This is a genomic window from Streptomyces sp. NPDC014894 (genome assembly GCF_043080985.1).
GTDB lineage: Bacteria > Actinomycetota > Actinomycetes > Streptomycetales > Streptomycetaceae > Streptomyces.
Window position 1 is genome coordinate 800747 of the sequence record NZ_JBIBWD010000001.1, and the last position, 26283, is coordinate 827029.

The 26283-nt window shown below is 74.3% G+C and carries 21 protein-coding genes and 5 tRNA genes; 17 read left to right on the forward strand and 9 right to left on the reverse strand.

Features of this window, described 5'->3' with window-relative positions; genetic code table 11:
- Positions 1 to 629 precede the first annotated feature (629 nt).
- Positions 630 to 1184: a TetR/AcrR family transcriptional regulator gene (locus ACF089_RS03455; protein ID WP_392021134.1), complete on the forward strand. Its 555-nt coding sequence runs from the start codon at positions 630 to 632 to the stop codon at positions 1182 to 1184.
- Entirely contained in the window at positions 1181 to 2722 is a 1542-nt protein-coding gene (locus tag ACF089_RS03460) for an MFS transporter (RefSeq protein WP_392021137.1), read from the forward strand. The genes ACF089_RS03455 and ACF089_RS03460 overlap by 4 nt, the downstream gene beginning before the upstream one ends.
- Positions 2723 to 2778: 56 nt before the next feature.
- Here ACF089_RS03460 and ACF089_RS03465 read toward each other — a convergent pair whose 3' ends face one another.
- Positions 2779 to 3441 (reverse strand): lysophospholipid acyltransferase family protein, encoded by a 663-nt coding sequence (locus ACF089_RS03465; RefSeq protein ID WP_392021140.1) that lies wholly within the window; start codon positions 3439 to 3441, stop codon positions 2779 to 2781.
- Between the two features lie 255 nt (positions 3442 to 3696).
- Here ACF089_RS03465 and ACF089_RS03470 point away from each other — a divergent pair, with 255 nt between their 5' ends.
- Together ACF089_RS03470 and ACF089_RS03475 are read left to right on the forward strand one after the other, a co-directional pair.
- Positions 3697 to 4905 carry a glycerophosphodiester phosphodiesterase gene (locus ACF089_RS03470; protein WP_392021142.1) on the forward strand — a complete coding sequence of 403 codons (1209 nt, stop codon included), beginning with the start codon at positions 3697 to 3699 and terminating at the stop codon, positions 4903 to 4905.
- Positions 4906 to 5264: 359 nt separating this feature from the next.
- Positions 5265 to 5771, forward strand: a complete 507-nt coding sequence (locus ACF089_RS03475) for a GNAT family N-acetyltransferase (protein WP_392021145.1) — start codon at positions 5265 to 5267, stop codon at positions 5769 to 5771.
- Here the strand turns inward: ACF089_RS03475 and ACF089_RS03480 are convergent.
- Both ACF089_RS03480 and ACF089_RS03485 read right to left on the reverse strand, forming a co-directional pair.
- Positions 5768 to 6322, reverse strand: a complete 555-nt coding sequence (locus ACF089_RS03480) for a hypothetical protein (protein WP_392021148.1) — start codon at positions 6320 to 6322, stop codon at positions 5768 to 5770. The genes ACF089_RS03475 and ACF089_RS03480 overlap by 4 nt on opposite strands.
- Before the next feature lie 2 nt (positions 6323 to 6324).
- Positions 6325 to 6684, reverse strand: coding sequence for a hypothetical protein (locus tag ACF089_RS03485; protein ID WP_392021151.1), 360 nt, complete (start codon positions 6682 to 6684; stop codon positions 6325 to 6327).
- A gap of 611 nt (positions 6685 to 7295) precedes the next feature.
- Here ACF089_RS03485 and ACF089_RS03490 point away from each other — a divergent pair.
- From ACF089_RS03490 to ACF089_RS03525, 8 genes are all read left to right on the forward strand, one after another.
- Positions 7296 to 8360, forward strand: a complete 1065-nt coding sequence (locus ACF089_RS03490) for a methionine ABC transporter ATP-binding protein (protein WP_392021154.1) — start codon at positions 7296 to 7298, stop codon at positions 8358 to 8360.
- Entirely contained in the window at positions 8357 to 9169 is an 813-nt protein-coding gene (gene metI / locus ACF089_RS03495) for a methionine ABC transporter permease MetI (protein WP_392021157.1), read from the forward strand. Before ACF089_RS03490 ends, metI begins: the two co-directional genes overlap by 4 nt.
- A 116-nt stretch (positions 9170 to 9285) precedes the next feature.
- Complete coding sequence (locus ACF089_RS03500) at positions 9286 to 10113, forward strand: MetQ/NlpA family ABC transporter substrate-binding protein (protein WP_392021159.1); 828 nt, start codon at positions 9286 to 9288, stop codon at positions 10111 to 10113.
- A gap of 146 nt (positions 10114 to 10259) precedes the next feature.
- Entirely contained in the window at positions 10260 to 10895 is a 636-nt protein-coding gene (locus tag ACF089_RS03505; RefSeq protein ID WP_392021162.1) for a GNAT family N-acetyltransferase, read from the forward strand.
- A gap of 284 nt (positions 10896 to 11179) precedes the next feature.
- Positions 11180 to 12421 carry a precorrin-6y C5,15-methyltransferase (decarboxylating) subunit CbiE gene (gene cbiE, locus ACF089_RS03510; protein ID WP_392021164.1) on the forward strand — a complete coding sequence of 414 codons (1242 nt, stop codon included), beginning with the start codon at positions 11180 to 11182 and terminating at the stop codon, positions 12419 to 12421.
- Between the two features lie 340 nt (positions 12422 to 12761).
- The gene (gene cobT / locus ACF089_RS03515; protein ID WP_392021166.1) at positions 12762 to 16685 is read left to right on the forward strand and encodes a nicotinate-nucleotide--dimethylbenzimidazole phosphoribosyltransferase; all 3924 of its coding nucleotides are present in this window, start codon (positions 12762 to 12764) and stop codon (positions 16683 to 16685) included.
- Between the two features lie 532 nt (positions 16686 to 17217).
- Complete coding sequence (gene cobA / locus ACF089_RS03520; protein ID WP_392021167.1) at positions 17218 to 18450, forward strand: uroporphyrinogen-III C-methyltransferase; 1233 nt, start codon at positions 17218 to 17220, stop codon at positions 18448 to 18450.
- Positions 18451 to 18503: 53 nt separating this feature from the next.
- Positions 18504 to 19322: a TrmH family RNA methyltransferase gene (locus tag ACF089_RS03525; RefSeq protein ID WP_392021169.1), complete on the forward strand. Its 819-nt coding sequence runs from the start codon at positions 18504 to 18506 to the stop codon at positions 19320 to 19322.
- Positions 19323 to 19383: 61 nt separating this feature from the next.
- On the opposite strand, the gene ACF089_RS03530 is transcribed toward ACF089_RS03525, so the two are convergent.
- A complete protein-coding gene (locus tag ACF089_RS03530) occupies positions 19384 to 20595 on the reverse strand; it encodes a serine/threonine-protein kinase (RefSeq protein ID WP_392021171.1) in 1212 nt (403 codons plus the stop codon).
- A gap of 751 nt (positions 20596 to 21346) precedes the next feature.
- On the opposite strand from ACF089_RS03530, the gene ACF089_RS03535 reads away from it, so the two are divergent.
- The 3 genes from ACF089_RS03535 (at position 21347) to ACF089_RS03545 (ending at position 23592) form a co-directional block, all read left to right on the forward strand.
- Positions 21347 to 21553 carry a hypothetical protein gene (locus tag ACF089_RS03535; RefSeq protein WP_392021172.1) on the forward strand — a complete coding sequence of 69 codons (207 nt, stop codon included), beginning with the start codon at positions 21347 to 21349 and terminating at the stop codon, positions 21551 to 21553.
- A gap of 677 nt (positions 21554 to 22230) precedes the next feature.
- Positions 22231 to 23193: a phosphotransferase family protein gene (locus ACF089_RS03540; RefSeq protein WP_392021175.1), complete on the forward strand. Its 963-nt coding sequence runs from the start codon at positions 22231 to 22233 to the stop codon at positions 23191 to 23193.
- Positions 23194 to 23259: 66 nt separating this feature from the next.
- Positions 23260 to 23592 (forward strand): zf-TFIIB domain-containing protein, encoded by a 333-nt coding sequence (locus tag ACF089_RS03545; protein WP_392021178.1) that lies wholly within the window; start codon positions 23260 to 23262, stop codon positions 23590 to 23592.
- A gap of 78 nt (positions 23593 to 23670) precedes the next feature.
- On the opposite strand, the gene ACF089_RS03550 is transcribed toward ACF089_RS03545, so the two are convergent.
- The 5 genes from ACF089_RS03550 to ACF089_RS03570 form a co-directional block, all read right to left on the reverse strand.
- Positions 23671 to 23742 (reverse strand) — tRNA-Val (locus ACF089_RS03550).
- 68 nt (positions 23743 to 23810) lie between these two features.
- Positions 23811 to 23882 (reverse strand) — tRNA-Val (locus tag ACF089_RS03555).
- A gap of 46 nt (positions 23883 to 23928) precedes the next feature.
- Positions 23929 to 24000, reverse strand: a tRNA-Val gene (locus tag ACF089_RS03560).
- Position 24001: 1 nt separating this feature from the next.
- Positions 24002 to 24075 (reverse strand) — tRNA-Cys (locus tag ACF089_RS03565).
- A 36-nt stretch (positions 24076 to 24111) separates the two neighbouring features.
- A tRNA-Gly gene (locus ACF089_RS03570) sits at positions 24112 to 24184 on the reverse strand.
- Between the two features lie 168 nt (positions 24185 to 24352).
- On the opposite strand from ACF089_RS03570, the gene ACF089_RS03575 reads away from it, so the two are divergent.
- Both ACF089_RS03575 and ACF089_RS03580 read left to right on the forward strand, forming a co-directional pair.
- The gene (locus tag ACF089_RS03575) at positions 24353 to 25411 is read left to right on the forward strand and encodes a chorismate-binding protein (RefSeq protein WP_392021180.1); all 1059 of its coding nucleotides are present in this window, start codon (positions 24353 to 24355) and stop codon (positions 25409 to 25411) included.
- A 22-nt stretch (positions 25412 to 25433) separates the two neighbouring features.
- A complete protein-coding gene (locus tag ACF089_RS03580; RefSeq protein ID WP_392021183.1) occupies positions 25434 to 26267 on the forward strand; it encodes an aminotransferase class IV in 834 nt (277 codons plus the stop codon).
- The last annotated feature ends 16 nt before the right edge of the window (positions 26268 to 26283 follow it).

Below are 26283 nucleotides of genomic sequence, written 5' to 3' on the forward strand. Positions count from 1 at the left end.
CGGCGATTCTGCGGCATATGGGGGGCCTTGCCGCAAGGCCCCCCATCAGCTATAAGTTAAAAGTGGCAAGAGGTGAGTCCCCCTTCTCGCCCCTCCCCGTCCGCCGCTGACGGACCACCCCCTTCCCCGGACTGGCACCTCGCCGCGCACGACGGATCCCCCGCGCGCTTTCCCGTACGGACCGAGCCCGGCCGGCCCGTCCTCCCGCCGACCGCCGACCGGCCCGAGCCCCTCGGCCCCGCCCGGCGGACCCGCGACAGCCGGGATCCCCTGCCCCTCCGCCGCCCACCCCGGCCCGCCGCCCGCTCCGGTCCCGGCCGGCTGGCCGGACGCCAGGTCTCGGCCGCCCGGCGGATTCGCGGGCGTGCGTCCGGGTGCCTCCCCGGTCGGCGGCTCGGTGGTCGGGTGGTCGGGGGATCCCTGGGCCTTCCTCCCAGGCTCGGGCTCGGCCTGGCCCGAGCCGCGTCGGTGTCGTCCGGTCGGTCCGGGCGGACGGCTCCCGCCGCGCGGCCGGTTGGCGGCGGCTGCCGTCGGCCCCGGGGGCTCCCGTACCCCCTCGCGCGGCCCGCGCCGCGCACCACACTGGATCCAATGAGACAATAATGTCTCAATTGGTCTATGGTCGTCTCATGACAGTCGATCGCGAGCAGGTCCTCCGAAGCGCGGGCGCCCTCCTCTCCCGTAAGGCGACCGCGACCATGGACGAGGTCGCCCGGGCCGCGGGTATCGGGCGGGCCACGCTGCATCGGCACTTCGCCGGGCGGGACGTGCTGGTGAGGGCGTTGGAGGACTTCGGGCTCGGGGAGTTCGAGAGCGCCGTCGACGCGGCGCGGCTGCACGAGGGCGATGCGACCGGCGCGCTGCGGCGGCTGGTCACGGCCTCCCAGCCCGCCTCCGGCCTGCTCGCCTTCCTCACGTCCGAGAACCAGCTCTTCGAGGGCGAGGACCTCAACGAGGGCTGGTCCCGGATCGACGGCCGGATCGCCGAACTCTTCCGGCGCGGCCAGGAGGAGGGCGACTTCCGCATCGACCTCTCCGCGAGTTGGCTCACCGAGGCCCTGTACGGGCTGATCAGCGCGGGAGCCTGGTCGGTGCAGACCGGCCGGCTCGCGGCCAACGACTACCAGTTCATGATCGCCGAGCTGCTGCTCGGCGGCTGTACCCGACGGAGTGTGAAGGAATGACCGGCACCGGCCTCAAGGCACCCGAGGAGGCGGTCCGCGCGCCGGGCCGCTGGCTCGCGCTCGCCGTACTGGTCCTCGCCGTGCTGCTCGTCGCGGTGGACGCGACCGTACTCGGTCTGGCCACCCCGTTCCTGAGCGAGGATCTCAAGCCCTCCGGCACCCAGCTGCTGTGGATCGGCGACGTCTACTCCTTCGTCATCGCCGGTCTGCTGATCTCCATGGGCAGCCTCGGCGACCGTATCGGCCGTAAGAAGCTGCTGCTCGTCGGCGCCGTCGCGTTCGGCGCGGTCTCGGTGCTCAACGCCTACGCCACCAGCCCGGAGGCCATGATCGTGGCCCGCGCGCTGCTCGGCGTAGCCGGTGCCACCCTGATGCCGTCCACCCTCGCCCTGATCCGCAACATCTTCCACGACCCCAAGGAACGCAGCATCGCGGTCGGCATCTGGGGCGCGGCCGCCTCCGCCGGCGCGGCGGTCGGCCCCGTCGTCGGCGGCGCGCTGCTGGAGCACTTCTGGTGGGGCTCGGTCTTCCTGATCAACCTGCCGGTGATGGCGGTCCTGGTGATCGTCGGCATCAAGCTGCTCCCCGAGTCGCGCAATCCCCACCCCGGCCCCTGGGACCTCATCAGCGTGGCCCTCTCGCTGATCGGCATCGTCTCCGTGGTCTACGCGATCAAGGAGCTGGCGGTCCACGGACTGAGCGCGGGCGCGGCGGGCGCGGCCGTCCTCGGCATCGGCGCGCTCTTCTGGTTCGTACGGCGGCAGCTGACCCTGCCGTCGCCGCTGCTGAACGTCCGGCTCTTCCACCACCGGGGCTTCTCCGGCGCGGTCCTGGCGGATCTGCTGACCATCCTCGGCCTCTCCGGGCTGGTCTTCTTCCTCTCGCAGTTCCTCCAGCTCGTCCAGGGGCGCTCGCCGCTGGAGGCCGGACTGATCGAACTGCCCGCCGCGATCGGCGCGGTCGTCTCCGGTCTGCTCGCCGGTCATCTCGCCCGCCGGGCCTCGGTGCGCAGCGCCGTCTCCGGCGGACTGACGGCCGTCGGACTGGCGCTCGGCTCCTGTGTGCTGCTCACGGCCGAGACCGCCCCGCCGGCCATGGGGCTCGCGCTCTTCCTCGGCGGCCTCGGCGCGGGTCTCGCCTTCACGGTGACCGCCGACGTCATCCTCTCCAGCGTCCCCAAGGAGCAGGCGGGAGCCGCGTCCGCGGTCTCCGAGACGGCGTACGAACTCGGCGCGGCGCTCGGCATCGCCCTGCTGGGCTCGGTGCTGACCGGGGTCTACCGGGGCTTCACCGTGCCGGAGGGGGTGCCCGCCGAGGTCGCGGACGCGGCCCGGGACTCGCTCGGCGGCGCGGCGGAGGCGACCCAGGGCCTCCCGCAGGAGCAGAGGGAGGCGCTGCTCTCCTCGGCGCAGAGCGCGTTCGCGGACGGGTTCCACGTGGCCGGCGCGGTCGGCTCGGCGGTGCTGCTGATCACCGCGGTCGCGGCCTGGTTCCTGCTGAAGGGCCAGCGTCTGGAGGACGGCGTCGAGCACCCCTGACCGAGAACGCGTGAAGGGCCGGACCCCATCGGGTCCGGCCCTTCGGCGTGCGGGGTTCAGGCAGCCTTCGCCTTGGTGGCGTACATGTCCACGTACTCCTGGCCGGACAGCCGCATCACCTCGGTCATCACCGAGTCCGTGACCGCGCGCAGCACATAGCGGTCGCGGTCCATGCCCTCGTACCGGGAGAACTCCATCGGCTCGCCGAAGCGGAGCGTCACCCGGCCCGGGCGCGGCAGCCCCGCGCCGCCCGGCTGGAGCTTGTCCGTGCCGATGACCGCGAACGGCACCACGGGCGCGCCGGTCATCAGGGTCAGCCGGGCGATCCCGGTGCGGCCCCGGTAGAGCCGGCCGTCGGGGGAGCGGGTGCCCTCGGGGTAGATGCCGAAGACCTTGCCCTCCTCCAGCACCCGACGGCCCGTCATCAGCGCCGCCACTCCGCCGTTCGCGCCGTCGCGGTCCACCGGGATCATGCCGACCCCGATGAAGAACCAGGCCATCGCCCGGCCCTTGAGGCCCTTTCCGGTGACGTACTCGTCCTTCCCGATGAAATAGACCGGCCGCGAGCACGACAGCGGCATGATCATCGAATCGATGAAGGTGAGATGGTTTCCGGCCAGAATGACCGGACCGGAGCCCGGGATGTTCTCCACGCCTTCCACACGGGGGCGGAACATCAGGCGCAGGAAAGGTCCTAGAACGGCCTTGATGAGCGACAAGCGGGACAACGGGTCCTCCGGTGTCATGGACGGACGGCGGCGGTGGGCGGCCTGGTTCTGCGCAGGTGAGGACGATACTCGCGGATCACGTCCGATCGCACATCGGGTTCACGTTTCGGATACGCCCTGTTGACCTGTGTTCGCGCCACGTTCGCCCGGGGTCCTCCCCTCGGAAGGGCTCCTTCCCTAGCGTCGGAATCGGCCGCCGGACACGGGATGTCACGGGCCATCACCGAACAGCAGAGAGGAATCCCGATGACACAGGGTGCGCAGGGCGGGGTGGAGCGCCTCGGGGACCGGGGCGGGGACGGCGCGCCGGGACGGCGGACGGTGCTCGGCGCGGCGGTGCTGGGCGGGGCCGCGCTCGGCGTCGCGTCCGCCGCCCCGGCCGCCGCGGCCGATGCCCGGCACGGCCGCCCGGGCGGTTCGTACCGGAATCTGCCCCGGCCCACGGTGATCGCCCACCGGGGCGCCAGCGGCTACCGGCCCGAGCACACCCTCGGCGCGTACCGGCTCGCGCTCGACATGGGCGCCGACGTCATCGAGCAGGATCTGGTGCCCACCCGGGACGGCCATCTCGTATGCCGTCACGAGAACGACATCACCGGCACCACCGATGTCGCCGACCGTCCCGAGTTCGCCGACCGCCGGACCACGAAGAGGGTCGACGGCGCCACGCTCACCGGCTGGTTCACCGAGGACCTCACCCTCGCCGAGCTGAAGACCCTGCGCACCCGCGAGCGCATCCCGCGCAACCGCCCCAAGAACACGCTCTACGACGGCCGCTGGCCCGTCCCCGCCTTCGAGGAGGTGCTGCGCTGGGCCGAGCGGGAGGGCCGCCGCCGGGGCCGCCCCGTCTGGCTCCATGTCGAGACCAAGCACCCCACCTACTTCCGCGGGCTGGGCCTCGGCCTCGAGGAGCCGCTCGCCCGGCTGCTGCGCCGGTACGGCCGGCACCGCGCCGACTCCCCGGTCTTCCTCCAGTCCTTCGAGCCCGGCAGCATGCGGCGGATGGCCCGGCTCGTCTCCTCGCCGCGCGTCGTCCTGCTCTCCGCCCCCGCCGACCGGCCCTGGGACTTCGTCGAGGCGGGCGACCCGCGCACGGTCGCCGATCTGATCACCCCCGAGGGCCTCGGGTGGATCTCCTCCTTCGCGCAGGGCATCGGGCCGTCCCTGGACCTCGTCGTCCCCCGGGGCGCGGACGGGGCGCTCGGCCGGCCGACGACGCTGGTCCGCGACGCCCACCGCGAGGACCTGCTCGTCCACCCCTACACCCTGCGCAACGAGAACAGCTTCCTGCCCGCCGACTTCCGCCGCGACCACGGACTCGACCCGGCCGCCGCGGCCAATGAGTACGGCGATGTCTTCGGCGCGTACCGCCGGTATCTCGCGACGGGGATCGACGGAATCTTCACCGACCACCCGGACACCGGGCTGCTCGCCGCCGCGGACTTCCGCGACTGAGCCGTACGGCCGCCGCCGGCCCCGGACGCCCGGGGCCGGCGGCGCGCCGGGCCCCGGACGGCGATCGTGCCCCGAACGGGTGGTCCGCGGAACCGGACGGTGACGGGCCGTCGCGTCCGGCCACCCGTACACCGGGAGTGTGTATCCGGCTCCTGACTGCGATGTCGCCGCCCGAGCGGCCCACTTGCCGCGAAATCACAGGAGAGTTGGGAATATCACAACGAAGTCTGGGGCCGGTGAGTTCCCGTCGCCTGGGATGCCTGCGCAGAATGCTCCCGACAGAGGTTGCAGCTCCTGAACATGGGGGAATGGAGCGATAAGACAACCGGAGCGAACAGGTGAGCGGGAGGCATGCGCGCATGGGCATGAGCGTGACCATCTCAGCGGCGAGGGCACAGGATGCCGAGCACATCCTCAAGCTGCAGTATCTGTGCTATCAGAACGAGGCCGAGCTGTACGGCGACTACGCCATCGAGCCCCTCACCCAGTCACTCGAGGACCTGCGCGCGGAGATCGCGGAAGGGCACGCCCTGGTGGCGCTGCTCGGCGACGAAGTGGTCGCCTCGGTCCGGGGCCGGGTCGGCGAGGACGGCATCGCCCGGATCGCCAAGCTGATCGTCCACCCCCGGATGCAGCGCCACGGACTCGGCGGCCGGCTGCTCGACGCGATCGAGGTCCGCTTCGCCGCGGAGTCCCCCGCCCAGCGGTACCGGCTCTTCACCGGCCACCGCAGCGAGGGCAATCTCCGGCTCTACCGCAGCCGGGGCTATGTCCCGGTCGCCCGCGAGGAGGTCGGCCCCCGGCTGACCCTGGTCACGCTGGAGAAGGAGGCCGCCGCGCTCGGGGCCTTCGTCACCAGCGCCTAGGCGTCGCTCCCGCTCCCGGGCCGGCTTCCGGCCGGCTCGGGACCGCGTGAGCGGCGCAGCCACAGCATTCCCGTCACCGGCAGCAGCACCGGGATGAAGAGATAGCCCATGCCGTACTCCGACCAGACCGTGGAGTCGGGGAAGGCGGACGGCTCCAGCACCGTCCAGGTGCCGACGATCAGCACTCCGGCCAGCTCGGCCGCGCAGCACACCAGCGCCGCCCGGCGGGCCGTCTCCCCGCCGCGTACGAGGGTGTACGTGATGAAGGCGTACACCACGGCCGCGACGGCGGAGAGCGAGTGGGCGAGCGGCGCGGTGTCGAAACGGACCGCGATCTCGTAGGCCGAGCGCGACACCGCGCCCACCGACATCACCGAGTACAGCCACACCAGGAGCAGACCGGGGCCCGCGACCAGCCGGGTGCGCGCCGTCCCGGACGCCTTCCCGTCCGCGCCGTCCGCGGCCGGCCCCGCCGGGGTCCGCGGCGAGGCCGGTCCCGTCGCCCCGGTCGTGTCGGCCGTCCCGGCCGTCTCGGCGGCGGATTCGGGCATCGTCAGCCTCCCCAGATGTCGTAGAGCCGGACCTCGAGCACCGCGAGGACCACCGCACCGGCCGCGACGGTCGCCGAACCCCAGCGGGTCCGCTCCGTCAGCGACAGAAAGGCCGCCGCGGGGACCGTGACGAACGCGCCGACCAGATAGACCACGAAGGTCGTCGTCCCGTCCTGCGCCCGCTCGCCGCGCGCCAGCTGCACGATTCCGACCACCAGCTGCGCCAGTGCCAGCACGGACACCACGGCCATGCCGATGAAGTGCCAGTCCTTGGTCGGCTGGTCGCGGAACGCGGCGAAACCGCACCAGGCTGCGAGGGCGAGCGCGGCCACACCGACCACGACCGTCAGGGCGTCAAGCATGGCCCCGAGACTATTACGGACCCGTGGGCGCGATGTGCGCGGCCCCGCGCGGGCGAGGAGGGCCCCAGTGGACCGGACCGGCCCCGTCCGGCCCCCGACGCCGTGGCCTTGACCACAGAATCCCGCCGTTCCGAACCCTTCGCCCGATACCTCCGCACCCGGCCGATCGGCTGCGTCCACGCAGGTCAGCCCGGAGAACCGGGGTCGGCGGGCCGGCCCCGGCGCGTCCGTATGCCGTAGCCAGAGCGTCCGCTATGCGGACAGCGTTGAACCGGCGGCGGGGCTGTCTGCTTTACTTGCCGACATGACCACGACGAGCAGCCGCACCCTTGCGACCGAGGCGATCACGACGCCCGGTGCTCGTTGTATGTGTCGAATGTGCGCCTTCTGAGGGCCCCTGCCTGTACCTCGCGCCCCGAAGTGAGACCGCGCAGCCGTCCGTCCCGACGACGCGGACGTTCGCTGCCCCGCGCATGAGCCGAATCCCCTCCCGACGCCCCCGTGCGCCCGGACGGCCGACCGTGCCGCGTTCCCACCAGAAAGCCCGGAAGACGAACGCCCCGTGCCCGGCGAGGACGCTCGCCCCGCACTCGACAGTGACGGACATCCCAGTGATCACCACAACGGGCCTCACCAAGGTCTACCGCTCGCGAGGACGCGAGATCACCGCCCTGGACGGCGTCGATCTCCATGTCAGAGAAGGCGAGGTGTACGGCGTCATCGGACAGAGCGGCGCCGGCAAGTCCTCGCTCATCCGCTGCGTCAACCTCCTGGAGCGCCCCACCTCCGGCACCGTGACCGTGGACGGCCGGGACCTCACCGCACTCGCCGGGCGCGGACCGCGCGCGGGCAAGCAGCTGAGGGAGGCCCGCAGCCGTATCGGCATGGTCTTCCAGCACTTCAACCTGCTGTCCTCGCGCACCGTGCAGGACAACGTCGAACTCCCGCTGGAGATCCTCGGCCACTCCGGCCGGGAGCGCTCCCGGAAGGCCCTCGAACTGCTCGACCTGGTGGGCCTCTCCGAGAAGGCCAAGGCGTATCCGAGTCAGCTCTCCGGCGGTCAGAAGCAGCGCGTCGGCATCGCCCGCGCGCTCGCCGGGGACCCCAAGGTGCTCCTCTCCGACGAGGCGACCAGCGCGCTCGACCCCGAGACCACCCGCTCCATCCTCCAGCTGCTGCGCGACCTCAACCGCGAACTGGGACTCACCGTCCTCCTCATCACCCATGAGATGGACGTCGTCAAGACGGTCTGCGACTCCGCCGCGCTGATGGAGGGCGGACGGATCATCGAGGCCGGGACCGTGAGCGAACTGCTCGCCACCCCCGGCTCCGAGCTGGCCGCCGCGCTCTTCCCGGTGAGCGGCGACCCCTCCGGCGCCGACCGCACGGTGGTGGACGTGACCTTCCACGGGGACGCCGCCACCCAGCCGGTGATCTCCCAGCTCTCCCGTACGTACAACATCGACATCTCGATCCTCGGCGCGGCGATGGACACCGTCGGCGGGCTCCAGGTCGGCCGGATGCGCATCGAGCTGCCCGGCCCCTTCGAGGAGAACGTCGTCCCGATCGGCTTCCTGCGCGAACGCGGCCTCCAGGTCGAGGTGGCCGAGGCCGCCCCCGCTCCCGCCCCCGTCGCCCCCGCCGGCGTCGCCCTTGCCAAGGAAGGTGCCAAGTGAGCTGGTCGGAGATGCGGCCCCTGCTGGAGCAGGCCTGTTGGGACACGCTCTACATGGTCGGCTGGTCCGGCCTCGTCGCCGTCGTCGCCGGACTGCCGCTCGGCGTCCTCCTGGTCCTCACCGACCGGGGCGGGCTGCTCAGCAACGTCCTGGTGAACAAGGTCGTCGGCCAGCTCGTCAACATCACCCGGTCGATGCCCTTCATCATCCTCATGGTCGCCCTGGTGCCGTTCACCACGGCGATCGCGGGCACCAGCATCGGCCGCGAGGGAGCGATCGTCCCGCTGGCGATCGGCGCGATCCCCTTCTTCGCCCGGCTGGTGGAGACGGCCGTGCGCGAGGTGGACGGCGGACTCGTCGAAGCCGTCCAGTCCATGGGCGGCAGCGTCTGGACCGTCGTACGCAAGGTGCTCGTGCCCGAGGCGCTGCCCTCGCTGATCGCGGGCGCCACCACCACCGTCATCGTGCTCATCGGCTACTCGGCCATGGCCGGCTCGGTCGGCGCGGGCGGACTCGGCGACATAGCCATCCGCTACGGCTACATGCGCTTCCAGACCGAGCTGATGTGGATCACCGTCGCCGTCCTCGCCGTCGTCATCTCGGCCATCCAGTTCGCCGGCGACCTCGCCGCCCGGAGCCTGCACCGGCGCGGCCGCTCCGGCCCCGCCCCCAGGCTCCGATTCCTCCGGGCCGACCCGAAGCCCGCCGCCGGCTCCCCGGCCGACGCCGAGCCCGGGACCGGCGCGCACCCCGCGTCCGTCCCCGGGGCGAGGAGCGCCGACGCCGGGACGCCCACCAAGACCCACTGACCGGTACCGACCGACACCGACACCGGTACCGACCGACACCGACCGACACCGACCGACACCGACCGACCCCGCCCGGGGCGTACCACCCGCACCACTCATGGAGAAAGGCACTTTTCGTGCGTAACACCGCCAAGATCACCACCGCCGTCCTGGCCGCCGGAGCCCTCACCCTCGGACTCTCCGGCTGCGGCTCCGACTCCGACGCCAAGGCGAGCGCGGACGGCCCGCTCGTCGTCGCCGCCACCGCCGTCCCGCACGGCGCGATCCTCGACTACGTCAAGGACAACCTGGCCGCGAAGGAAGACCTCAAGCTGGAGGTCAAGGAGTTCACCGACTATGTGACGCCCAACACGGCGACGCAGAGCGGCGAGGTGGGTGCCAACTTCTTCCAGCACAAGCCCTACCTCGACGACTTCAACAAGAAGAACGGCACGACGATCGTCCCCGTCGCCACCGTTCACCTGGAGCCGCTCGGCGTCTACTCCAAGAAGATCAAGGACCTCGCCGACCTCAAGAGCGGCGCGACCGTCGCGGTGCCCAACGACACCACCAACGAGGCGCGCGCCCTCAAGCTCCTGGAGGAGAACGGCCTGATCAAGCTGAAGCCCGGCGCGGGCAACGAGGCCACCCCCAAGGACATCGCCGAGAACCCCAAGAAGCTGACGTTCAAGGAGCTGGAGGCCGCCCAGGTGCCCCGCGCGCTGGGCGAGGTCGACGCCGCCGTGATCAACGGCAACTACGCCGTCGAGGCCGACCTCAGCCCCAAGAACGAGTCCCTGGCCCTGGAGTCCGCCACGGACAACCCGTACGGCAACTTCCTCGCCGTCAAGGAGGGGAACGAGAAGGACGAGCGGGTCGTGAAGCTCGCCAAGCTGCTGAACTCGCCCGAGGTGAAGAAGTTCATCGAGGACGAGTACGACGGCTCGGTCGTCCCGGCCTTCTGATCCCCGCCGGCCCGCGCATCCCCGCCGGATGCGCGGGCCCGGGGCCCCCGGCCGCCCGGCCGCCCCTCCGCCACCCTGTGATGCGGCACGGGCGGGCCATGCTGCATGCTGGGTTTTTCGGCAGGCCCCTGGTTACGGAGCGGCGCATGACTACCACCTTCCCGGACGTGTCCATCAGCACGGAGCGGTTGGTGCTGCGCCCCTTCGAGGACGCCGACGTCCCGGCGTACACCGAGATGATGAACGACGAGCAGGTCACCGCCTGGACCACCGCGCCCCACCCGTACACCACCGCCGACGCGGAGGACTGGATCCGCCGGATCGCCCCCGCCGAGCACAACCGGGGCCGGGGCATCGCGCTGGCCGTCACCGAGTTCCTCACCCAGCGGCTCGTCGGCGTCGTCCTGCTCCGCGCCACCGACTGGCGCACCCGCTCCACCGAGGCCTCCTATGTCACCGCGCCCTGGGCGCGCGGCGAGGGATACGCCACCGAAGCGCTGCTGGCCACCGCCAAGTGGCTCTTCCACGACCAGCGCTTCGAGCGCCTCGAACTGCGCACCGCCGCCGGGAACACCGCCTCCCAGCAGGTCGCCCAGAAGGCCGGGGCGATCAGCGAGGGCGTACTGCGCAACGCGTGGATAGCCCGCAACCTCAACGACGACGGCCGCTGGACCGAGATCCGCACCGATCTGATCGTCTGGAGCCTGCTGCCCGAGGATCTGGAGGGCGGCACGGACCGGATGGCCGAGTTCGGGTACGCCTCCTTCACCGAACTGCGCTGAGGCCCGGGGGCCGCGGGGCCGCGAGGCGACCCGCCCCAGGTGACCCGCCCGAGGTGACCCGCCAGCGGTGACCGATCGATCGCGCCGAGCGGTCGCGGCGACGGGCCGAGCCGAGAGACGGCCGCGCCCGGCCGGGCCGAGCGGTCGCGGTGACCGGAAGCCGTCGGTCCGCCCGTCCCTTCTCCCCGCACCGGCTCCCGGACCGCCCGCTCCGGGTAGTCTCAGCCTGCCCGCCCCGTCCGTGGGCGGCCCCACCTGCGACGACATCAGGGAGACTGACGACGATGGCCGACCGCGTCACGGTGATCGGCTGGGACGGGTCGCCCCTGACCGCAGCGGCCACGTCCGCCCTCTCCGCCGCCACCCTCGTGGCCGGCGCGGGCCACCATCTCGCCCTGCCCCAGCTGCCCCCGCACGCCGAGCGCGTCCGCCTCGGCAGCGTCGACCTGGCCGCCCGCCGGATCGCGGGCCACCGCGGCACCGCCGTGGTCCTCGCCGACGGCGACCCCGGCTTCTTCGGCGTCGTCCGCACCCTGCGCGCACCCGAACACGGCCTGGAGGTCGAGGTCGTCCCCGCGGTCTCCTCCGTCGCCACCGCCTTCGCCCGCGCCGGAATGCCCTGGGACGACGCCCAGGTCGTCGTCGCCCACCGCCGTACGCTGCGCCGCGCCGTCAACGTCTGCCGCGCCCACCCCAAGGTCGCCGTCCTCACCTCGCCCGGCGCGGGCCCCGCCGAACTCGCGCTGCTGCTCGAAGGAGTCCACCGCACCTTCGTCATCTGCGAGGAACTCGGCACCGACCGCGAGCAGGTCTCCGTCCTCACCTCCGACAAGGTCGCCGACCACGTCTGGCGCGACCCCAACGTCGTCCTCGTGATCGGCGGCGCGGGCGGCCACGCGGCGGCCGGCGGCGGCTGGATCGCCGGCCGCGACACCGGCTATCCCCCCGGGGCGCGCGGCTGGGCGCTGCCCCCGGAGGAGTACGGCTCCGGCCCGGTCGCCGAGGCGCTCGGCGAGGGCGAGTCGGAGCCCCTGCGCGCCGTGCAGCTCGCCCGCCTCGGACCGCGCACCGGCGATCTGGTCTGGGACATCGGCTGCGGCAGCGGCGCGTTCGCCGTCGACACGGCCCGCTTCGGCGCCGCGGTGATCGCCGTGGACGCCGACCCGGCGGCCTGCGCCCGCACCGACGCCGCCGCCCGGCGCGCTGGCGCGCACATCCAGGTGGTCCACGGACGCGCGCCGCATGTGCTGGAGCGGCTGCCCGAACCCGACGTCGTACGCATCGGGGGCGGGGGCCCGGAGGTGGTCACCGCCTGCGCCGACCGCCGCCCCGAACGCATCGTCGCCCACGCCTCCACCCGCGACGAGGCCGAGGCCGTCGGAGCGGCTCTGAGCGGCGGCGGATACGCCGTCGAATGCGCCCTGCTCCAGAGCGTCGAGCTGGATCCCGGCGGCTGGGACGAGCGCGAGCGGTCGGTGGTCTTCCTGCTCTCCGGACGGCAGCCGGACCGCGCCCCGAGACCCTGATTGTCAGTGGCCCGGGGTAGGCTGGCCGATCGTTGTACCGCACCCCGGCCGTCTGCCGGTCCGTTCCCAGGAGGCCGGGAGCGCCGGAAAAGCAGTGTCGCTTTGACTCCGGTATGTGGTACGTCGCAACCGGGGGTCGCGCGACGTGGCGCAGCCCACAGCGGACCGTGGCGGATCTTCCCGCCATGGCCGCCGACGGCCGCGAGAATGCTGGGAGTCCGTGGGGCGATCGTGCCGCGTGGCGCACGCGCTCGTTCTCCTGGACGGGCGCCGGATCCGCCGCGAACGGCCGTCCGGGGCGATGGGCGAAGGATTCACAATCGATGGGCGAGGGGTACGCATGACTGACACCGGCCAGATCCCGGGCGACGGGCTGCCGGGGAACGCAGGCGTGGTGGAGCAGCAGCCGGGCATGCCCGGCACCGGTGCTTACACCTTCCTGGATCCCAGCGCGCACACCCCGGTCGAGGACGATCTGCTGCTGATGCCGGGCGCGCAGGGGGCGTGGAGCGAGAGCCAGCCGGGCGGGCACCACCCGCACCCGGCTCAGCCCGGTCAGCCCGGACAGTCGGCCCAGCAGCCGGCGAGCCTGCCGATCCCCGAGCAGTACACGCCGCCGGCCGCTCCCGCCGCGCCGGAGTTCCAGGCCCCGGCGGACCTCGGCGCGCCCGATGTCGTCCCCGCCCCCGAGCTGGCCGCGCCGACCGATCTCGGCGCTCCGGAGTTCGCCGCTCCGGTGTCCGGCATACAGCCCGCCGCGGCAGCCGGGGCGACCGAACAGCCCGCGCAGCAGGCTGCGCAGGGCACGGTCCCCCCGGTGGCCGCGGCCGCCGAGGAGCAGCCCCAGGGCCCCGTCGCGCCCGAGGCCGCCGGTGAGCAGCCCGCTCCCGCCCCGGTGTTCGCGCCGACGTCGGCCACGCCGACCCCGCCGCCTGCCCGCAGGCCGCTGCACATGGGCCCGCCGCTGCCGGACACCTCCGGCGGAGTGGTGCGCTCCCTCGCCGACCGGGGTCCCGCGGGCGCGCCGCAGCACCCGCCGGTCGCGCCGAGCAACCCGGTGCCCGCCGCCGTGCTGGGCCCGGAGTACCTGGACACGCCGCACGAGAGCGCGGCCGCCGTGCTGCCCGGGCCGCAGCTGGGCGAGATCCCGCCGCAGCCCGGCATGCCGTGGGACCCGCAGCCGCCGCGCACCGTCGCCGCGCCCGCCGCCCCGGCTCCGGCCGAGGGGGTGGCGCTGCCCTCCGAGGCGGTGATGACCGAGCTGGTGGAGGCCCTCGTTCCGGAGGCTGTCGAGCCCCCGGAGGCCGTCGAACCGGTGGCCGAGGCCCCGGAGGCCGCTCCGGCCCCGGCGGCCCCCGAGGCGGCTCCGGCCCCGGTCGTGGAGGCCGAGCCCGAGCCCGAGGCTGTGGCCGCCGAGGTCGCCGAAGCCGTCGAGCCCGCCCCTGTCGTCGTGGCCGAGCCGGAGGCGGTGGCTCCCGAGGCCGACGCGGAGGTTCAGGTCCCGGTCGAGATCGAGGCCGAGGTCCAGGCGGCGGCTCCCGGGGCCGAGGCTCCCGAGACCGCGCCCGAGCAGGTCCCGGCCGCCGAGTCCGAGCAGGCTCCGGCGGCCGGGGCGGAGCAGCCCGGGGCCGCCGCCGAGCCGTTGGCTCCGGAGCAGTCCGCCCCGGCGGCCGTCGAGCCGTCGGCGGAGGCCGCGGCCGTGGTTCCGGAGGCTCCGGAGACCGCCGAGGCCGAGGCCGTCGAGGTCGCCGAGCCCGAGGCCGCCGAAGCCGGCCAGCCCGCTCCTGTCGTCGCTGTCGAGCCCGAGGCTCCGGAGGCCCCCGAGGCTCAGCCCGTCGCGCAGACGGAGATCCCCGCGGAGATTCCGGCCGAGGCAGCCGCCCCCGCCGAGGCCCCGGAGCCCGCGCCCGCGCCCGAGGCCGTCGAGCCCGAGGCCGCGTCGGAGCAGGTCCCGGCCGCCGAGGCGGACCGGCCCGAGCAGATCCCTGCGGAGGAGCCCGCGTCCGAGGCCCCGGCCGCCGCCGCTCCCGCGCCGGAGGCCGTACCGGAGCCCGCGCAGGCGACCGAGACCGAAGCGGCGTCGCCCGCAGTCCCGGAAGCCCCGGACCGGGAAGCCGCAGTCCCGGAAGCCGCAGCTTCGGAAGCCGTGGCCGAACAGCCCGCCGCCGCCGAGCCCGTGCCCGCGCCCGCGGCCGAGGCGCAGCCGGAGGCCGTCGCAGCGGAAGAGGCCCCCGAGCCCGTCGGGCAGACGGCCCCCGAGCAGGCCCCCGCTCCCGTCGCCGAACCGGCCCCCGCGCCGGAGCCCGTGGCCGTGGCCGCCGACCCCGCCCCCGTACAGACGGAGCCGGCGCGGACGGAGCCCGTACCGCCCGCCCCCGAGCAGACCGCGCCCGCGACCGAGACCGCGTCGGCCCCCGAGACCGCGACCGAGACCGACGCGGAGACGGCGACCGAGGCGCAGGCCGCCACCGAGGCCGAGGCCGAGGCAGAGCCCGAGGCCGCCACCGAGGCCGCGCCCGCCGTCGTGCGGAGCGCCCCCGCCCCCGCGTACGACGACGCCGAGCGCGAGGCCGTCCTCCGGGTGATGCGCGAGCGCCGCGACATCCGCAACGGATTCCGCGCCGACCCCATCCCGCACGAGGTGCTGCTGCGGGTCCTGGAAGCCGCCCACACCGCGCCCAGCGTCGGCCACTCGCAGCCCTGGGACTTCGTCGTCATCCGCTCCGCCGAGACCCGGCGGACCATGCACGAGCTGGCGACGCGCCAGCGCGACGCGTACGCCAAGTCCCTTCCCAAGGGCCGGGCGAAGCAGTTCAAGGAACTGAAGATAGAGGCGATCCTCGACACCCCGGTCAACATCGTCGTCACCGCCGACCCGACGCGCGGCGGCCGCCACACCCTGGGCCGCCACAGCCAGCCGCAGATGGCCCCGTACTCCTCGGCCCTGGCCGTCGAGAACCTCTGGCTCGCCGCCCGCGCGGAGGGCCTCGGCGTCGGCTGGGTCAGCTTCTTCGACGAGCGCGAGATGGTCCGCGCGCTGGGGCTGCCCGAGCACCTGGAGATCGTCGCGTATCTGTGCGTCGGATACGTCGACGAGTTCCCCGAGGAGCCCGAGCTGATGCAGGCCGGCTGGTCCAAGCGCCGCCCGCTGGCCTGGGTCGTCCACGAGGAGACCTACGGCCGCCGCGCGCTGCCCGGCGAGGAGCCGCACGACCTGCTCCAGGAGACCGTCGCCAACATCCGCCCGCTGGACGCCAAGGCGCTCGGCGAGGCCTGGGAGCGCCAGAAGCGGATGACCAAGCCCGCCGGGGCGCTCGGCATGCTGGAGATCATCTCCGCGCAGCTGAGCGGCCTCTCCCGGATGTGCCCGCCGCCGATCCCCGAGCCCGCGGCCGTCGCCGTCTTCGCCGGGGACCACGGAGTGCACGCCCAGGGGGTCACCGCCTGGCCCCAGGAGGTGACCGGCCAGATGGTCGCCAACTTCCTCGGCGGGGGAGCCGTCTGCAACGCCTTCGCCAACCAGGTCGGCGCGGAGGTCTGCGTCATCGACGTCGGCGTCGCCGTCGACCTGCCCGCCAGCCCCGGTCTGCTGCCGCGCAAGGTCCGCCCCGGCACCGCGGACTTCACCACCGGCCCGGCGCTCAGCCGCGAGGAAGTCCTCCAGGCGATCGAGGTCGGCATCGAGACGGCGCGCGACCTCGTCTCCGCCGGGAACAGGGCCCTGCTCACCGGCGAGATGGGCATCGCCAACACCACCGTGTCGGCGGCGCTGATCTCGGTCTTCACCGGGGTCGACCCGGGAGAGATCACCGGCCGGGGCACCGGGATCAACGACGAGATGCACGCGCGCAAGGTGGACGTCGTCCGCCGGGCGCTGGAGCTGCACGCGCCCGATCCGGCCGACCCGATCGGCGTGCTCGCCGCGGTCGGCGGCCTGGAGCACGCCGCCCTGGTCGGACTGATCCTCGGCGGCGCCTCCCTGCGCACCCCCGTGATCCTGGACGGAGTCTCCGCCGGGGCCGCCGCCCTGGTGGCGCGGGCGATCGCGCCCGAGTCGCTCGCCGCGTGCATCGCGGGGCACCGGGGCGCCGAACCCGGCCACGTGGCCGCCCTCAACACCCTGGGGCTGCGCCCGCTGATGGACCTCGATCTGCGGCTGGGCGAGGGCACGGGGGCGCTGCTGGCGCTGCCGGTCGTGCAGAGCGCGGCGCGGGCCATGCACGAGGTGGCCACCTTCGACTCCGCCGGAGTCACCGAGAAGTAGCCGTATCCGGCGGGCGCGGGGGGGGGGGGGGGCGCCCCCCCCCCCCCCCCCCCCCCCCCCGGCGGGGGGGGGGGGGGGGGGGGGGGGGGGCCCCCCCCCCCCACCCCCGCGCCGCGCCAGGGACCGTTCGCCGCGACCGCCCGGATCACCGCACCCGCGCCCGCGCGAGCCGGGCCCGCGTCAGGACGAGCCCGGATCGACCCGGTCCGCCGCACGGCGAGCCCGGTCCGGTCCTCGTTCACGGCGAGCCCGGTCCGGTCGGCGTTCAGGACGAGCCCGGATCCGCCCGGCCCGCGTCAGGGACCGCGCCCGCCCGTCTCCCTCATACGCTCCAGGTCAGCCCCCCGCCCCCGCCGGGAAACGCCCCGCCCGCCGACGACGGGGAGCGCCGCGGCCCCAGCCCGGGAGGCCCCCGGGGACGCACCGTAAAGTTGGGCCCGCACCACCCGCTCCCACCAGCCGCTTCGCCGACGCAGCGGCCTCGCATCAAGCAGCACGCAGCGCGCCGTACCGCCCGAGGAGTCCCCCCGTCATGGTCGATCACCCCGCCTACCCCGTCGGTCTCCGCCTCTCCGGGCGGCGTGTCGTCGTCATCGGCGGAGGACAGGTCGCGCAGCGCCGGCTGCCCGCGCTCATCGCCGCCGGCGCGGACATCGTCCTGGTGTCGCCGTCGGCGACCGCCTCCGTCGAGGCCATGGTCACCGCCGGGGAGATCCGCTGGGAGCGGCGGCGGTACGCCGAGGGCGACCTCGCCGACACCTGGTACGTCCTCATCGCCACCACCGACCCCGAGGCCAACGCCCGTGCCTCCGCCGAGGCCGAGCGCGTCCGCGTCTGGTGCGTACGCTCCGACGACGCCGACGCGGCCACCGCCTGGACCCCGGCCACCGGCCGCTCCGAGGGCGTCACCGTCGCCGTGCTCACCGCGGGTCCGCACGGCCGCGACCCGCGCCGCTCCGCCGCCGTCCGCGACGCGATCGTGGAGGGGCTGCACAACGGGACCATCGCGGCCCCCCACCACCGTACGAGGACTCCCGGCGTCGCCCTCGTCGGCGGCGGCCCCGGCGACCCGGACCTGATCACCGTCCGGGGCCGGCGGCTGCTCGCCGAGGCGGACGTCGTCATCGCCGACCGGCTCGGCCCCCGCGACCTGCTCGCGGAACTGCCCCCGCACGTGGAGGTGATCGACGCCGCGAAGATCCCGTACGGCCGGTTCATGGCCCAGGAGGCGATCAACGCCGCGCTGATCGAGCACGCGCGGGCGGGCAAGGCGGTCGTCCGGCTCAAGGGCGGCGACCCGTATGTCTTCGGCCGGGGCATGGAGGAGCTGGAGGCCCTCGCGGAGGCGGGGATCCCGTGCACCGTCGTGCCCGGCATCTCCAGCTCCATCAGCGTGCCGGGGGCGGCCGGCATCCCGGTCACCCACCGGGGCGTCGCCCATGAGTTCACCGTCGTCAGCGGCCATGTGGCCCCCGACGACGAGCGCTCGCTGGTGGACTGGGCCGCGCTCGCCCGGCTGCGCGGCACCCTGGTGGTCCTGATGGGCGTCGACAAGATCGGCGCGATCGCCCGGGCGCTGATGGAGCACGGCCGCGCCCCGCACACCCCGGTCGCGCTGGTCCAGGAGGGCACCACGGCGTCCCAGCGCCGGGTGGACGCCACCCTGGCGACCGTCGCCGACACCGTCGTGGCCGAGGACGTCCGTCCCCCGGCCGTCATCGTCATCGGCGAGGTCGTCGCCGTAGGATCCCGTACCCCCCGGTAACCGACCGCGTCCCAGCCGTTGGCACCGCACCCAGGAGAAGGCAGTATCACCCTGTGGCTGATCTCATCACCGTCGAGGACCCCGACGACCCGCGACTGAGCGACTACACCGGACTGACCGACGTGGAGCTGCGCCGCAGGCGCGAGCCCGCGGAGGGGCTGTTCATCGCCGAGGGCGAGAAGGTCATCAGACGGGCCGGGGAGGCGGGCTACGCCATGCGCTCGATGCTGCTCTCCGCGAAGTGGGTCGACGTCATGCGGGATGTGATCGACGAGCTTCCGGCGCCCGTGTACGCGGTCAGCCCGGAGCTGGCCGAGCGCGTCACCGGCTATCACGTGCACCGGGGCGCGCTCGCCTCCATGCAGCGCAAGCCGCTGCCGGCCGCCGGCGAACTCCTCGCCTCCGCCCGCCGGGTCGTCGTCATGGAGTCCGTCAACGACCACACCAACATCGGCGCGATCTTCCGCAGCGCCGCCGCTCTCGGCATGGACGCGGTCCTGCTCTCGCCGGACTGCGCGGATCCGCTCTACCGCCGGTCGGTGAAGGTCTCGATGGGCGCGGTGTTCTCCGTGCCGTACGCCCGGCTCGACGGCTGGCCCAAGGGGCTGGAGTCGGTCCGGGAGGCGGGCTTCAGACTGCTCGCCCTCACCCCGCACGAGAAGGCCACCGTGATCGACGACGCCCAGCCGCACCGGCTGGACCGGGTCGCGCTGATGCTCGGCGCGGAGGGGGACGGTCTCTCGCCCCGGGCGCTGAGGGCGGCGGACGAATGGGTCCGGATCCCCATGGCGCACGGGGTGGACTCGCTCAATGTGGGCGCGGCGGCGGCCGTGGCCTTCTACGCCGTGGCCACCGGCCGCCCCGGGGCCTGAGACCCGGGGGCCCTGCGCCCCCGGCCCTTCGCCGCCCACCGCGCGGGGGCGGCGCGGGGCGCTACAGCTGCTGCGCGGCGGCGATCCCCAGCGCCACGATCAGCGTGACCACGACGAACACCACGATCCGCTGGCGCAGCAGCCGCGGATTGGCCGGACGGCGTCCGGTCGAGGTGGTGCGCACCCCGGACCCGGGGCCCTGACGGCCCGTGGCGCGGCCGGACTTGCGCGGCCGCGGGGGCCGTGACCCGCCGGCAGGCGATCCTCCGGTACGCGGCCCGCTGCCGCGCGAGGGCTGGGAGCGGGGTCCCGAGCCCCCCGCCGTACGCCGGTCGGGGCGCTCCGCCCGCTCCAGACGCTCGGTCCTGGCCGGCCGCTCGGGATAGCGGGCGGTGGGCCGGTCGGCGTCGATCCGCTCCCGCTGGGCGGGCGGTCTGCCGTCCGGGAGCCCCTGCGCCTCGCGGGCGGCGATCTCCTTGAGCCGCATGGAGAGCTGGAGGGTGCTGGGACGCTCCTCGGGATCCTTCGCCAGACAGGCCCGCAGCAGCGGGGCGAGCGCGTCCGGTACGCCGTGCAGCTGCGGCTCCTCGTGCACCACCCGGTACAGCATCACCTCGGAACCGCCCTGTCCGAAGGGGGAGTCGGCGGTGGCCGCGTAGGCGAGGGTCGCGCCCAGCGCGAAGACGTCCGTGGCCGGGGTGACCGCGACACCGCGCACCTGCTCGGGGGCGAGGAAGCCGGGGGAGCCGACCGCCGTGCCCACATGGGTGAGGGTGCTCGCGCCGGTCGCCCAGGCGATGCCGAAGTCGATGATGCGCGGGCCCTTGGGGGAGAGCAGGATGTTCGACGGCTTGAGGTCCCGGTGGACGACGCCGGCCTCGTGCACCGCGACCAGGCCCTCGGAGAGCGCGGCGCCGACGGCGGCGACCTCGGCGGCCCGCAGCACCCCCTCCTCGGCGACCCGGTCGTGCAGCGAGGGCCCCGGGACGTACTGGGTGGCGAACCAGGGGCGGTCGGCCTCCAGGTCGGCCGCGACCAGCCGGGCCGTGCAGCCGCCGCGGATGCGCCGGGCGGCCGAGACCTCGCGGGCGAACCGCGATCTGAACTCCTGGTCCTCCGCCAGATCCGGGCGGATCACCTTCAGCGCGACCCGCTGGCCGCGCCGGTCGGAGCCCAGATAGACGACGCCCATCCCGCCGGCGCCGAGCCGCCGGTGCAGCCGGAACGAGCCGACGACACGCGGGTCCTCGCGCCGGAGCCGCATCATCGCCATGTCCGTCCCCTACCTGGGAGTGGGACGCGCCCACCCCCCTGCCTGCGGCGGGAGAAGGCCCCGCCCCTGCTGAGCGGGTGGGGAGCGAGCCCCACCCCTTGTCCCAACGGGTGGGGAGGCCCACCCCGCTGCCTGATCGTCCGTTTTTGCCGTGGCTCAGCTTACGTATCCCTGCCCCGGACCGCTCATAGGCCGCGCCCTCGGGGGCTGATCGATTGTCGCCGCGGGCCGCCGGGCCCGAAGTACGGCCGGAGGGTACGGGATCCGGCCCCGGCCGCGCGCGCCCGGCCCCAACGGGGGCTCTTCGCAGGGGGATTGATCGGCGGCGGGCGGCCGGGCCCGTGCGGGGGCCGAGGGGGCGCGGACCACGCGTACGGACGAAGTCGTGGCAAGCCGGGCGGGGCGCCGGGCAGGGGCGGCGGGGCGCCCGGGGGCGGCCGGAGTGAGGGAAGTCACCCGGGGCGGCCCGTCCGCGCCGCCCGCTGTTTCCGGCCGCCGCAGGCGAGGCCCCGGGGCGCACGGTCCCCCGGGGCCTCCCCTCGGGGAAGACCCCAAGTCGATGAGCCGCTTCTCCACCCAGGGGAGTAGACGGGAGGGGGTCGGCTCATCCTCCGGGAGGCCCGGCAATCGGTACGCGGGCATGACGTCCGGGCCCCGGCCAATCCCTAGTCTTGAGGTCAAGCGGCGGGTGCAGCACTCGTCCCCCGAGGTCAGACACCCGCCGCTGTTCTCATTCGACAGGAGAGGAACCATGGCCGACACGGCATCGCGGACATTCGTCCGTACGCGGGGACGCAGGGCGTCGGCCGCGTTCAGAGGCCGCCGTTCCGGTCAGCGCCACCCCCTGGTGGCGACGGCCATGGTCCTCCCTCTCGCGGCCCTGCTGGTCGTCGTCTTCGGCGGCTGGGAAGCAGTGGTCACACAAGCGTCGTCCGTGGGCGTGATGCTGGGGCGCTGAGCGGCGCCCCGGACCCGGAAGAGCGGTCCGGGTCGGGGACATCCGGCCAACAACCCCGTGGGGACGGGGGTGCGGCGGACGGCAGCGATGGCCGGTCAGCTGGGGAGCTGACCGGCCATAGCGCTGTCCGGGCCCGGCCGGGCCGCGGGGCCTCGGCCGCCCGGCCGCGGGCGCGTAGGCTCCGGCGGGAGCGGTTCCGTACGTCCGCCGGAGGATCCGGGAGGCCGGGACTCGGGCGAGCGCCCCGCCCCGGGCCGCCCGGGGGAGCCGGGGCGGTCGGTGACACCGGGAGATCCGGCGGAGCCTTGTCGGGACGGGCCGGGGTCGGGGTGCTCGGGCGGGCCGGGGGGTGGACGGAGCCTTGCCGGGACGGGCCGGGGAGTCGGCGGAGCCTTGTCGGGACGGGCCGGGGTCGGGGTGCTCGGGCGGGCCGGGATGGGTCGGGATGGGCCGGGGCCGGGGTGCTCGGACGGGCCGGGGAGTCGGCGGAGCCTTGTCGGGACGGGCCGGGGTCGGGGTGCTCGGGCGGGCCGGGATGGGTCGGGATGGGCCGGGGTGCTCGGACGGGCCGGGGAGTCGGCGGAACCTTGTCGGGACGGGCCGCAGACGGTCGGGCGGGCCCAGGGAGCCGGGGGAAGCCGGGCGGGCCGGGGGATTTCGCGGAGGCGGGGGAGAGCGTGAGCGGATCAGTCGTCGGGGTGCTCGCCGGGGCCGCCCGGGAGGCGGCCCACGCCGGTGGGGCCGGGCGCTCCTGCCGGGCCTGCGGGCAGGGCGAGGAGGTGCTCGCGGACCGGGCCGACGGGGTGGTCGTGCGGCACGGCCGCGCCGTCGCCAAGGCCCACGCCCCGGGCACGGACGCCGGGGGCCACCGGGCCCGGCTGGCCGTCGCCGCGCACCCCCTGCTCGCCGGGGTGCTGCTGCCGCCGCTGCCGCTGACCGCGCCGGAGGCGCACGGCAGACCCGTCACGGCCTGGCCCTACGGTCTGCCCGTCGATCCGGAGGACCCCGACGCGGCTCCCTGGGAGGAGGTCGCGGCGCTGCTCGCCCGGCTGCACACGGTCCGGCCCGCCGAGCTGCCGGGCCCGCTGCCGCTCATGCGCGGTCCCGTGAAGGCGGCCGCCGCGCTCGGCCGGATGAGGGCGGCGGCGGGCGGGCATCCGGCGGCCGCGTCCGTGGAGCGCGCCTGGGCCGGGCTGCCCGCCTGGGCCAGGGGCGAGGAGGCCGCGCCCCGGGGCGGGTTCCTGTGCCACGGCGATCTCCATCTGGGGCAGCTGGTGCGGCATCCCGCGCCCGCCGGGCCCTGGCTGCTGATCGACGTCGACGATCTGGGCCTCGGCGACCCCGCCTGGGACCTCGCCCGGCCCGCCGCCTGGTACGCGGCGGGTCTGCTGGCCCCCGAGGTGTGGCAGCGCTTCCTCGGGGCGTACACGGCCGCCCGGGGACCGGCGGCCGGATCCGGCGATCCCTGGGTCCGGCTCGACGTCCCGGCCCGTGCGCTGACCGTCCAGACCGCCGCGCTCGCCCTGGCCAGGGCGGCGGCCGAGCGGCGCGAACCGGACGAGACCGAGACGGCGATGCTGGACGCCTGCGCCCGAATCGCCTGCCTCCCGCCCGAGTTGGCGGGCCCGGATCCGTCGTAGGGTGCTGTCGTGCGCCCTGATCATCGGGGCGCGGCGTACCGACCAGCGAGGAGCTGAGCCACGACCATGCAGTGTCCCAAGTGCCATGCGCCGATGCACACCTACAACCGCAACGGCGTGCAGATCGAGCAGTGCAGCGGCTGCCGGGGGATATTCCTCGACTACGGCGAGCTGGAGTCCCTGACCCGTCTGGAGTCGCAGTGGAACCAGCAGGCTCCGCCGCCGGCCGCGCCGCCCGCCCCGCACGCTCCGCCGCAGGCGTACCCGGCGGCCCCGGCCCCGGCGTGGGGCGCTCCCCAGCACGGGGGACACCACGGCGGTCACGGGCACGGCGGCCACGGGCACGGTCACGGCGGCCGTCACGACCGGGGCTTCGGCCGGATGCTCTTCTCCTCCTGAACCGGGCGCCCGGTGCACGGGGCTGTCGGTGCACGACGAAGCCCCCGGCCGTCAAGAGGGCCGGGGGCTTCGGGGCGGTGCGCGATACTGGGATTGAACCAGTGACCTCTTCCGTGTCAGGGAAGCGCTCTCCCGCTGAGCTAATCGCGCGGGGGTTTCCCGGGCCGGAGCCTGGGGTGGAACTGCGAGGATCTTACTGCCTGTGCACTGCACTTGCGTGCGCGATACTGGGATTGAACCAGTGACCTCTTCCGTGTCAGGGAAGCGCTCTCCCGCTGAGCTAATCGCGCGGGATCTCCTGGCCCGGGGGCCGGAGGCGAATCCGCGAGGATTCAGTGGACGATACTGGGATTGAACCAGTGACCTCTTCCGTGTCAGGGAAGCGCTCTCCCGCTGAGCTAATCGTCCTTGGAGGTGGAGACGGGATTTGAACCCGTGTAGACGGCTTTGCAGGCCGTTGCCTCGCCTCTCGGCCACTCCACCCGGAGTGCGGGGGTTCGGGAAGGATCCCCCACTTCGAGCGGACGACGAGATTCGAACTCGCGACCCTCACCTTGGCAAGGTGATGCTCTACCAACTGAGCCACGTCCGCTTGTCATTTTCCGTTCCGCTTGCGCGTCCCGGCGACGTGTTGAACTCTAGCGGATTCCTGAGCCAGCACAAAAACACGTTTCCGCAGCGTGCTGACGTGTGCTCGCCCCGGAGCGGATCGGCGGCGGGCCGCGGATCGCCCATCAGCGCCGGTCATAGACTCGACGGCGTGCACGACCTCGTACCTCTCGCCCGCTTCGGGCGTCTTGTCGCCACCGGACTCCGGGATGTCACCAGCGACCCCGCGGCCCTCGACTCGGCCGGCTTCTGGGCCGTCGCCGCCGACTTCGAGGGGGGCTTGACCTGCGCCCGCTTCGCCGATGTCCGCACCGGGCCGGTGCCCGCGCCGGTCCCCGGGCGGTGGCGCGGACCCGCCAGGGGCGACTGGACGTCATCGCTGGACCGCGCCGCGTACACGGCGGGCGTACGGCGTATCCGTGAGCACATCGCGGCGGGCGAGGTCTACCAGGCGAACCTCTGCCGGGTGCTCTCCGCCCCGCTGCCCGAAGGCGCGGACGGCCCGGCCGCCCACGATGTGGACGAGCTGACCGCGCTGCTGGCGCGCGGCAATCCCGCCCCCTATGCCGGAACGATTCGCCTGCCGTCCCACGGCGTGGAGATCGCGACCGCCTCGCCCGAGCTGTATCTGCGCCGCGAGGGCGACGCCGTCGAGTCCGGGCCGATCAAGGGCACCGGCCGGACCGCCGACGACCTGCTGGCCAAGGACCACGCCGAGAACGTCATGATCGTGGACCTGGTCCGCAACGACCTGGGCCGGGTCTGCGCCGCCGGCAGCGTCACCGTCCCGGCCCTCTGCGCCGTCGAGCCCCATCCGGGGCTGGTCCACCTGGTCTCGACCGTACGGGGCGAGCTGGGGCCCAAGGAGGGCTGGCCGCAGCTGCTCGACGCGACCTTCCCGCCCGGCTCGGTCACCGGAGCGCCCAAGTCCGCCGCGCTGACGATCATCGAGGCGCTGGAGACCGCGCCGCGCGGGCCGTACTGCGGCGGCGTCGGCTGGGTCGACGCCGACCGCCGCACCGCCGAGCTGGCCGTCGGCATCCGCACCTTCTGGATCGACCGGGTCCCGGGCGCGGGCGCGGTGCTGCGCTTCGGCACCGGGGCCGGGATCACCTGGGGCTCCGACCCCGGGCGGGAGTGGGAGGAGACCGAGCTGAAGGCGGCCAGACTGCTCGCGATAGCGTCAGCGGCGGACAACGCGGACGTATGAGGCATCGGGAAGGAACAGCCAGATGAAGCTTTGGGTCAACGGCGGGCTCCGGGAGGCGGACGACGCCCGGGTGTCGGTGCTCGACCACGGCCTCACCGTCGGCGACGGCGTCTTCGAGACCGTCAAGACCGTCGGCGGCCGCTCCTTCGCGCTCACCCTCCATCTGGAACGGCTGACCCGCTCGGCGCTGGGCCTCGGACTGCCCGAGCCCGACCACGACGAGGCGCGCCGCGCCTGCGCCGCCGTGATCGAGGCCAATCCGACGGCCCGCGGCCGGCTCCGGATCACCTACACCGGCGGTCTCTCCCCGCTCGGCTCCGAACGCGGCACCGAGGCCCCCACCCTGATCGTCGCCCTCGGCGAGACCTCGCTCCGCCCCGAGACCACGGCCGTGATCACCGTCCCCTGGACCCGCAACGAGCACTCCGCGGTCGCCGGGCTGAAGACGACGTCGTACGCGGAGAACGTGGTCGCCCTCGCCAGGGCCGCCGGACAGGGCGCGTCCGAGGCGCTGCTCGCCAACACCGCCGGGCGGCTCTGCGAGGGCACCGGCTCCAATGTCTTCGTCGTCCTCGACGGCGAACTGCACACCCCTCCGCTCTCCTCCGGCTGCCTCGCGGGCATCACCCGCGCCCTGACCGTGCGCTGGACGGGGGCCCGCGAGACCGATCTGCCTCTCGACGTCCTGGAACGGGCCGACGAGGTCTTCCTCACCTCCAGCCTGCGCGACGTCCAGGCGGTGAACCGGGTCGACGGCCGGCCGCTCGCGGACGCGCCGGGACCGGTGACCGCCAAGGCCCTGCGGATCTTCGAGGAGCGGGCCGCCGCCGACTGGGACCCGGTCCTCACGCCGTGACGGGCCTCTCCGGACC

What these genes read in the sequence shown, in the direction of transcription:
- ACF089_RS03455 (WP_392021134.1), top strand. Translation starts at nt 630, where the DNA reads ATGACAGTCGATCGCGAGCAGGTCCTCCGAAGCGCGGGCGCCCTCCTC.
- ACF089_RS03460 (WP_392021137.1), top strand. Translation starts at nt 1,181, where the DNA reads ATGACCGGCACCGGCCTCAAGGCACCCGAGGAGGCGGTCCGCGCGCCG.
- ACF089_RS03470 (WP_392021142.1), top strand. Translation starts at nt 3,697, where the DNA reads ATGACACAGGGTGCGCAGGGCGGGGTGGAGCGCCTCGGGGACCGGGGC.
- ACF089_RS03475 (WP_392021145.1), top strand. Translation starts at nt 5,265, where the DNA reads ATGGGCATGAGCGTGACCATCTCAGCGGCGAGGGCACAGGATGCCGAG.
- ACF089_RS03480 (WP_392021148.1), bottom strand. Translation starts at nt 6,322, where the DNA reads ATGCCCGAATCCGCCGCCGAGACGGCCGGGACGGCCGACACGACCGGG.
- ACF089_RS03485 (WP_392021151.1), bottom strand. Translation starts at nt 6,684, where the DNA reads ATGCTTGACGCCCTGACGGTCGTGGTCGGTGTGGCCGCGCTCGCCCTC.
- ACF089_RS03505 (WP_392021162.1), top strand. Translation starts at nt 10,260, where the DNA reads ATGACTACCACCTTCCCGGACGTGTCCATCAGCACGGAGCGGTTGGTG.
- cbiE (WP_392021164.1), top strand. Translation starts at nt 11,180, where the DNA reads ATGGCCGACCGCGTCACGGTGATCGGCTGGGACGGGTCGCCCCTGACC.
- cobT (WP_392021166.1), top strand. Translation starts at nt 12,762, where the DNA reads ATGACTGACACCGGCCAGATCCCGGGCGACGGGCTGCCGGGGAACGCA.
- cobA (WP_392021167.1), top strand. Translation starts at nt 17,218, where the DNA reads ATGGTCGATCACCCCGCCTACCCCGTCGGTCTCCGCCTCTCCGGGCGG.
- ACF089_RS03530 (WP_392021171.1), bottom strand. Translation starts at nt 20,595, where the DNA reads ATGGCGATGATGCGGCTCCGGCGCGAGGACCCGCGTGTCGTCGGCTCG.
- ACF089_RS03535 (WP_392021172.1), top strand. Translation starts at nt 21,347, where the DNA reads ATGGCCGACACGGCATCGCGGACATTCGTCCGTACGCGGGGACGCAGG.
- ACF089_RS03545 (WP_392021178.1), top strand. Translation starts at nt 23,260, where the DNA reads ATGCAGTGTCCCAAGTGCCATGCGCCGATGCACACCTACAACCGCAAC.
- ACF089_RS03580 (WP_392021183.1), top strand. Translation starts at nt 25,434, where the DNA reads ATGAAGCTTTGGGTCAACGGCGGGCTCCGGGAGGCGGACGACGCCCGG.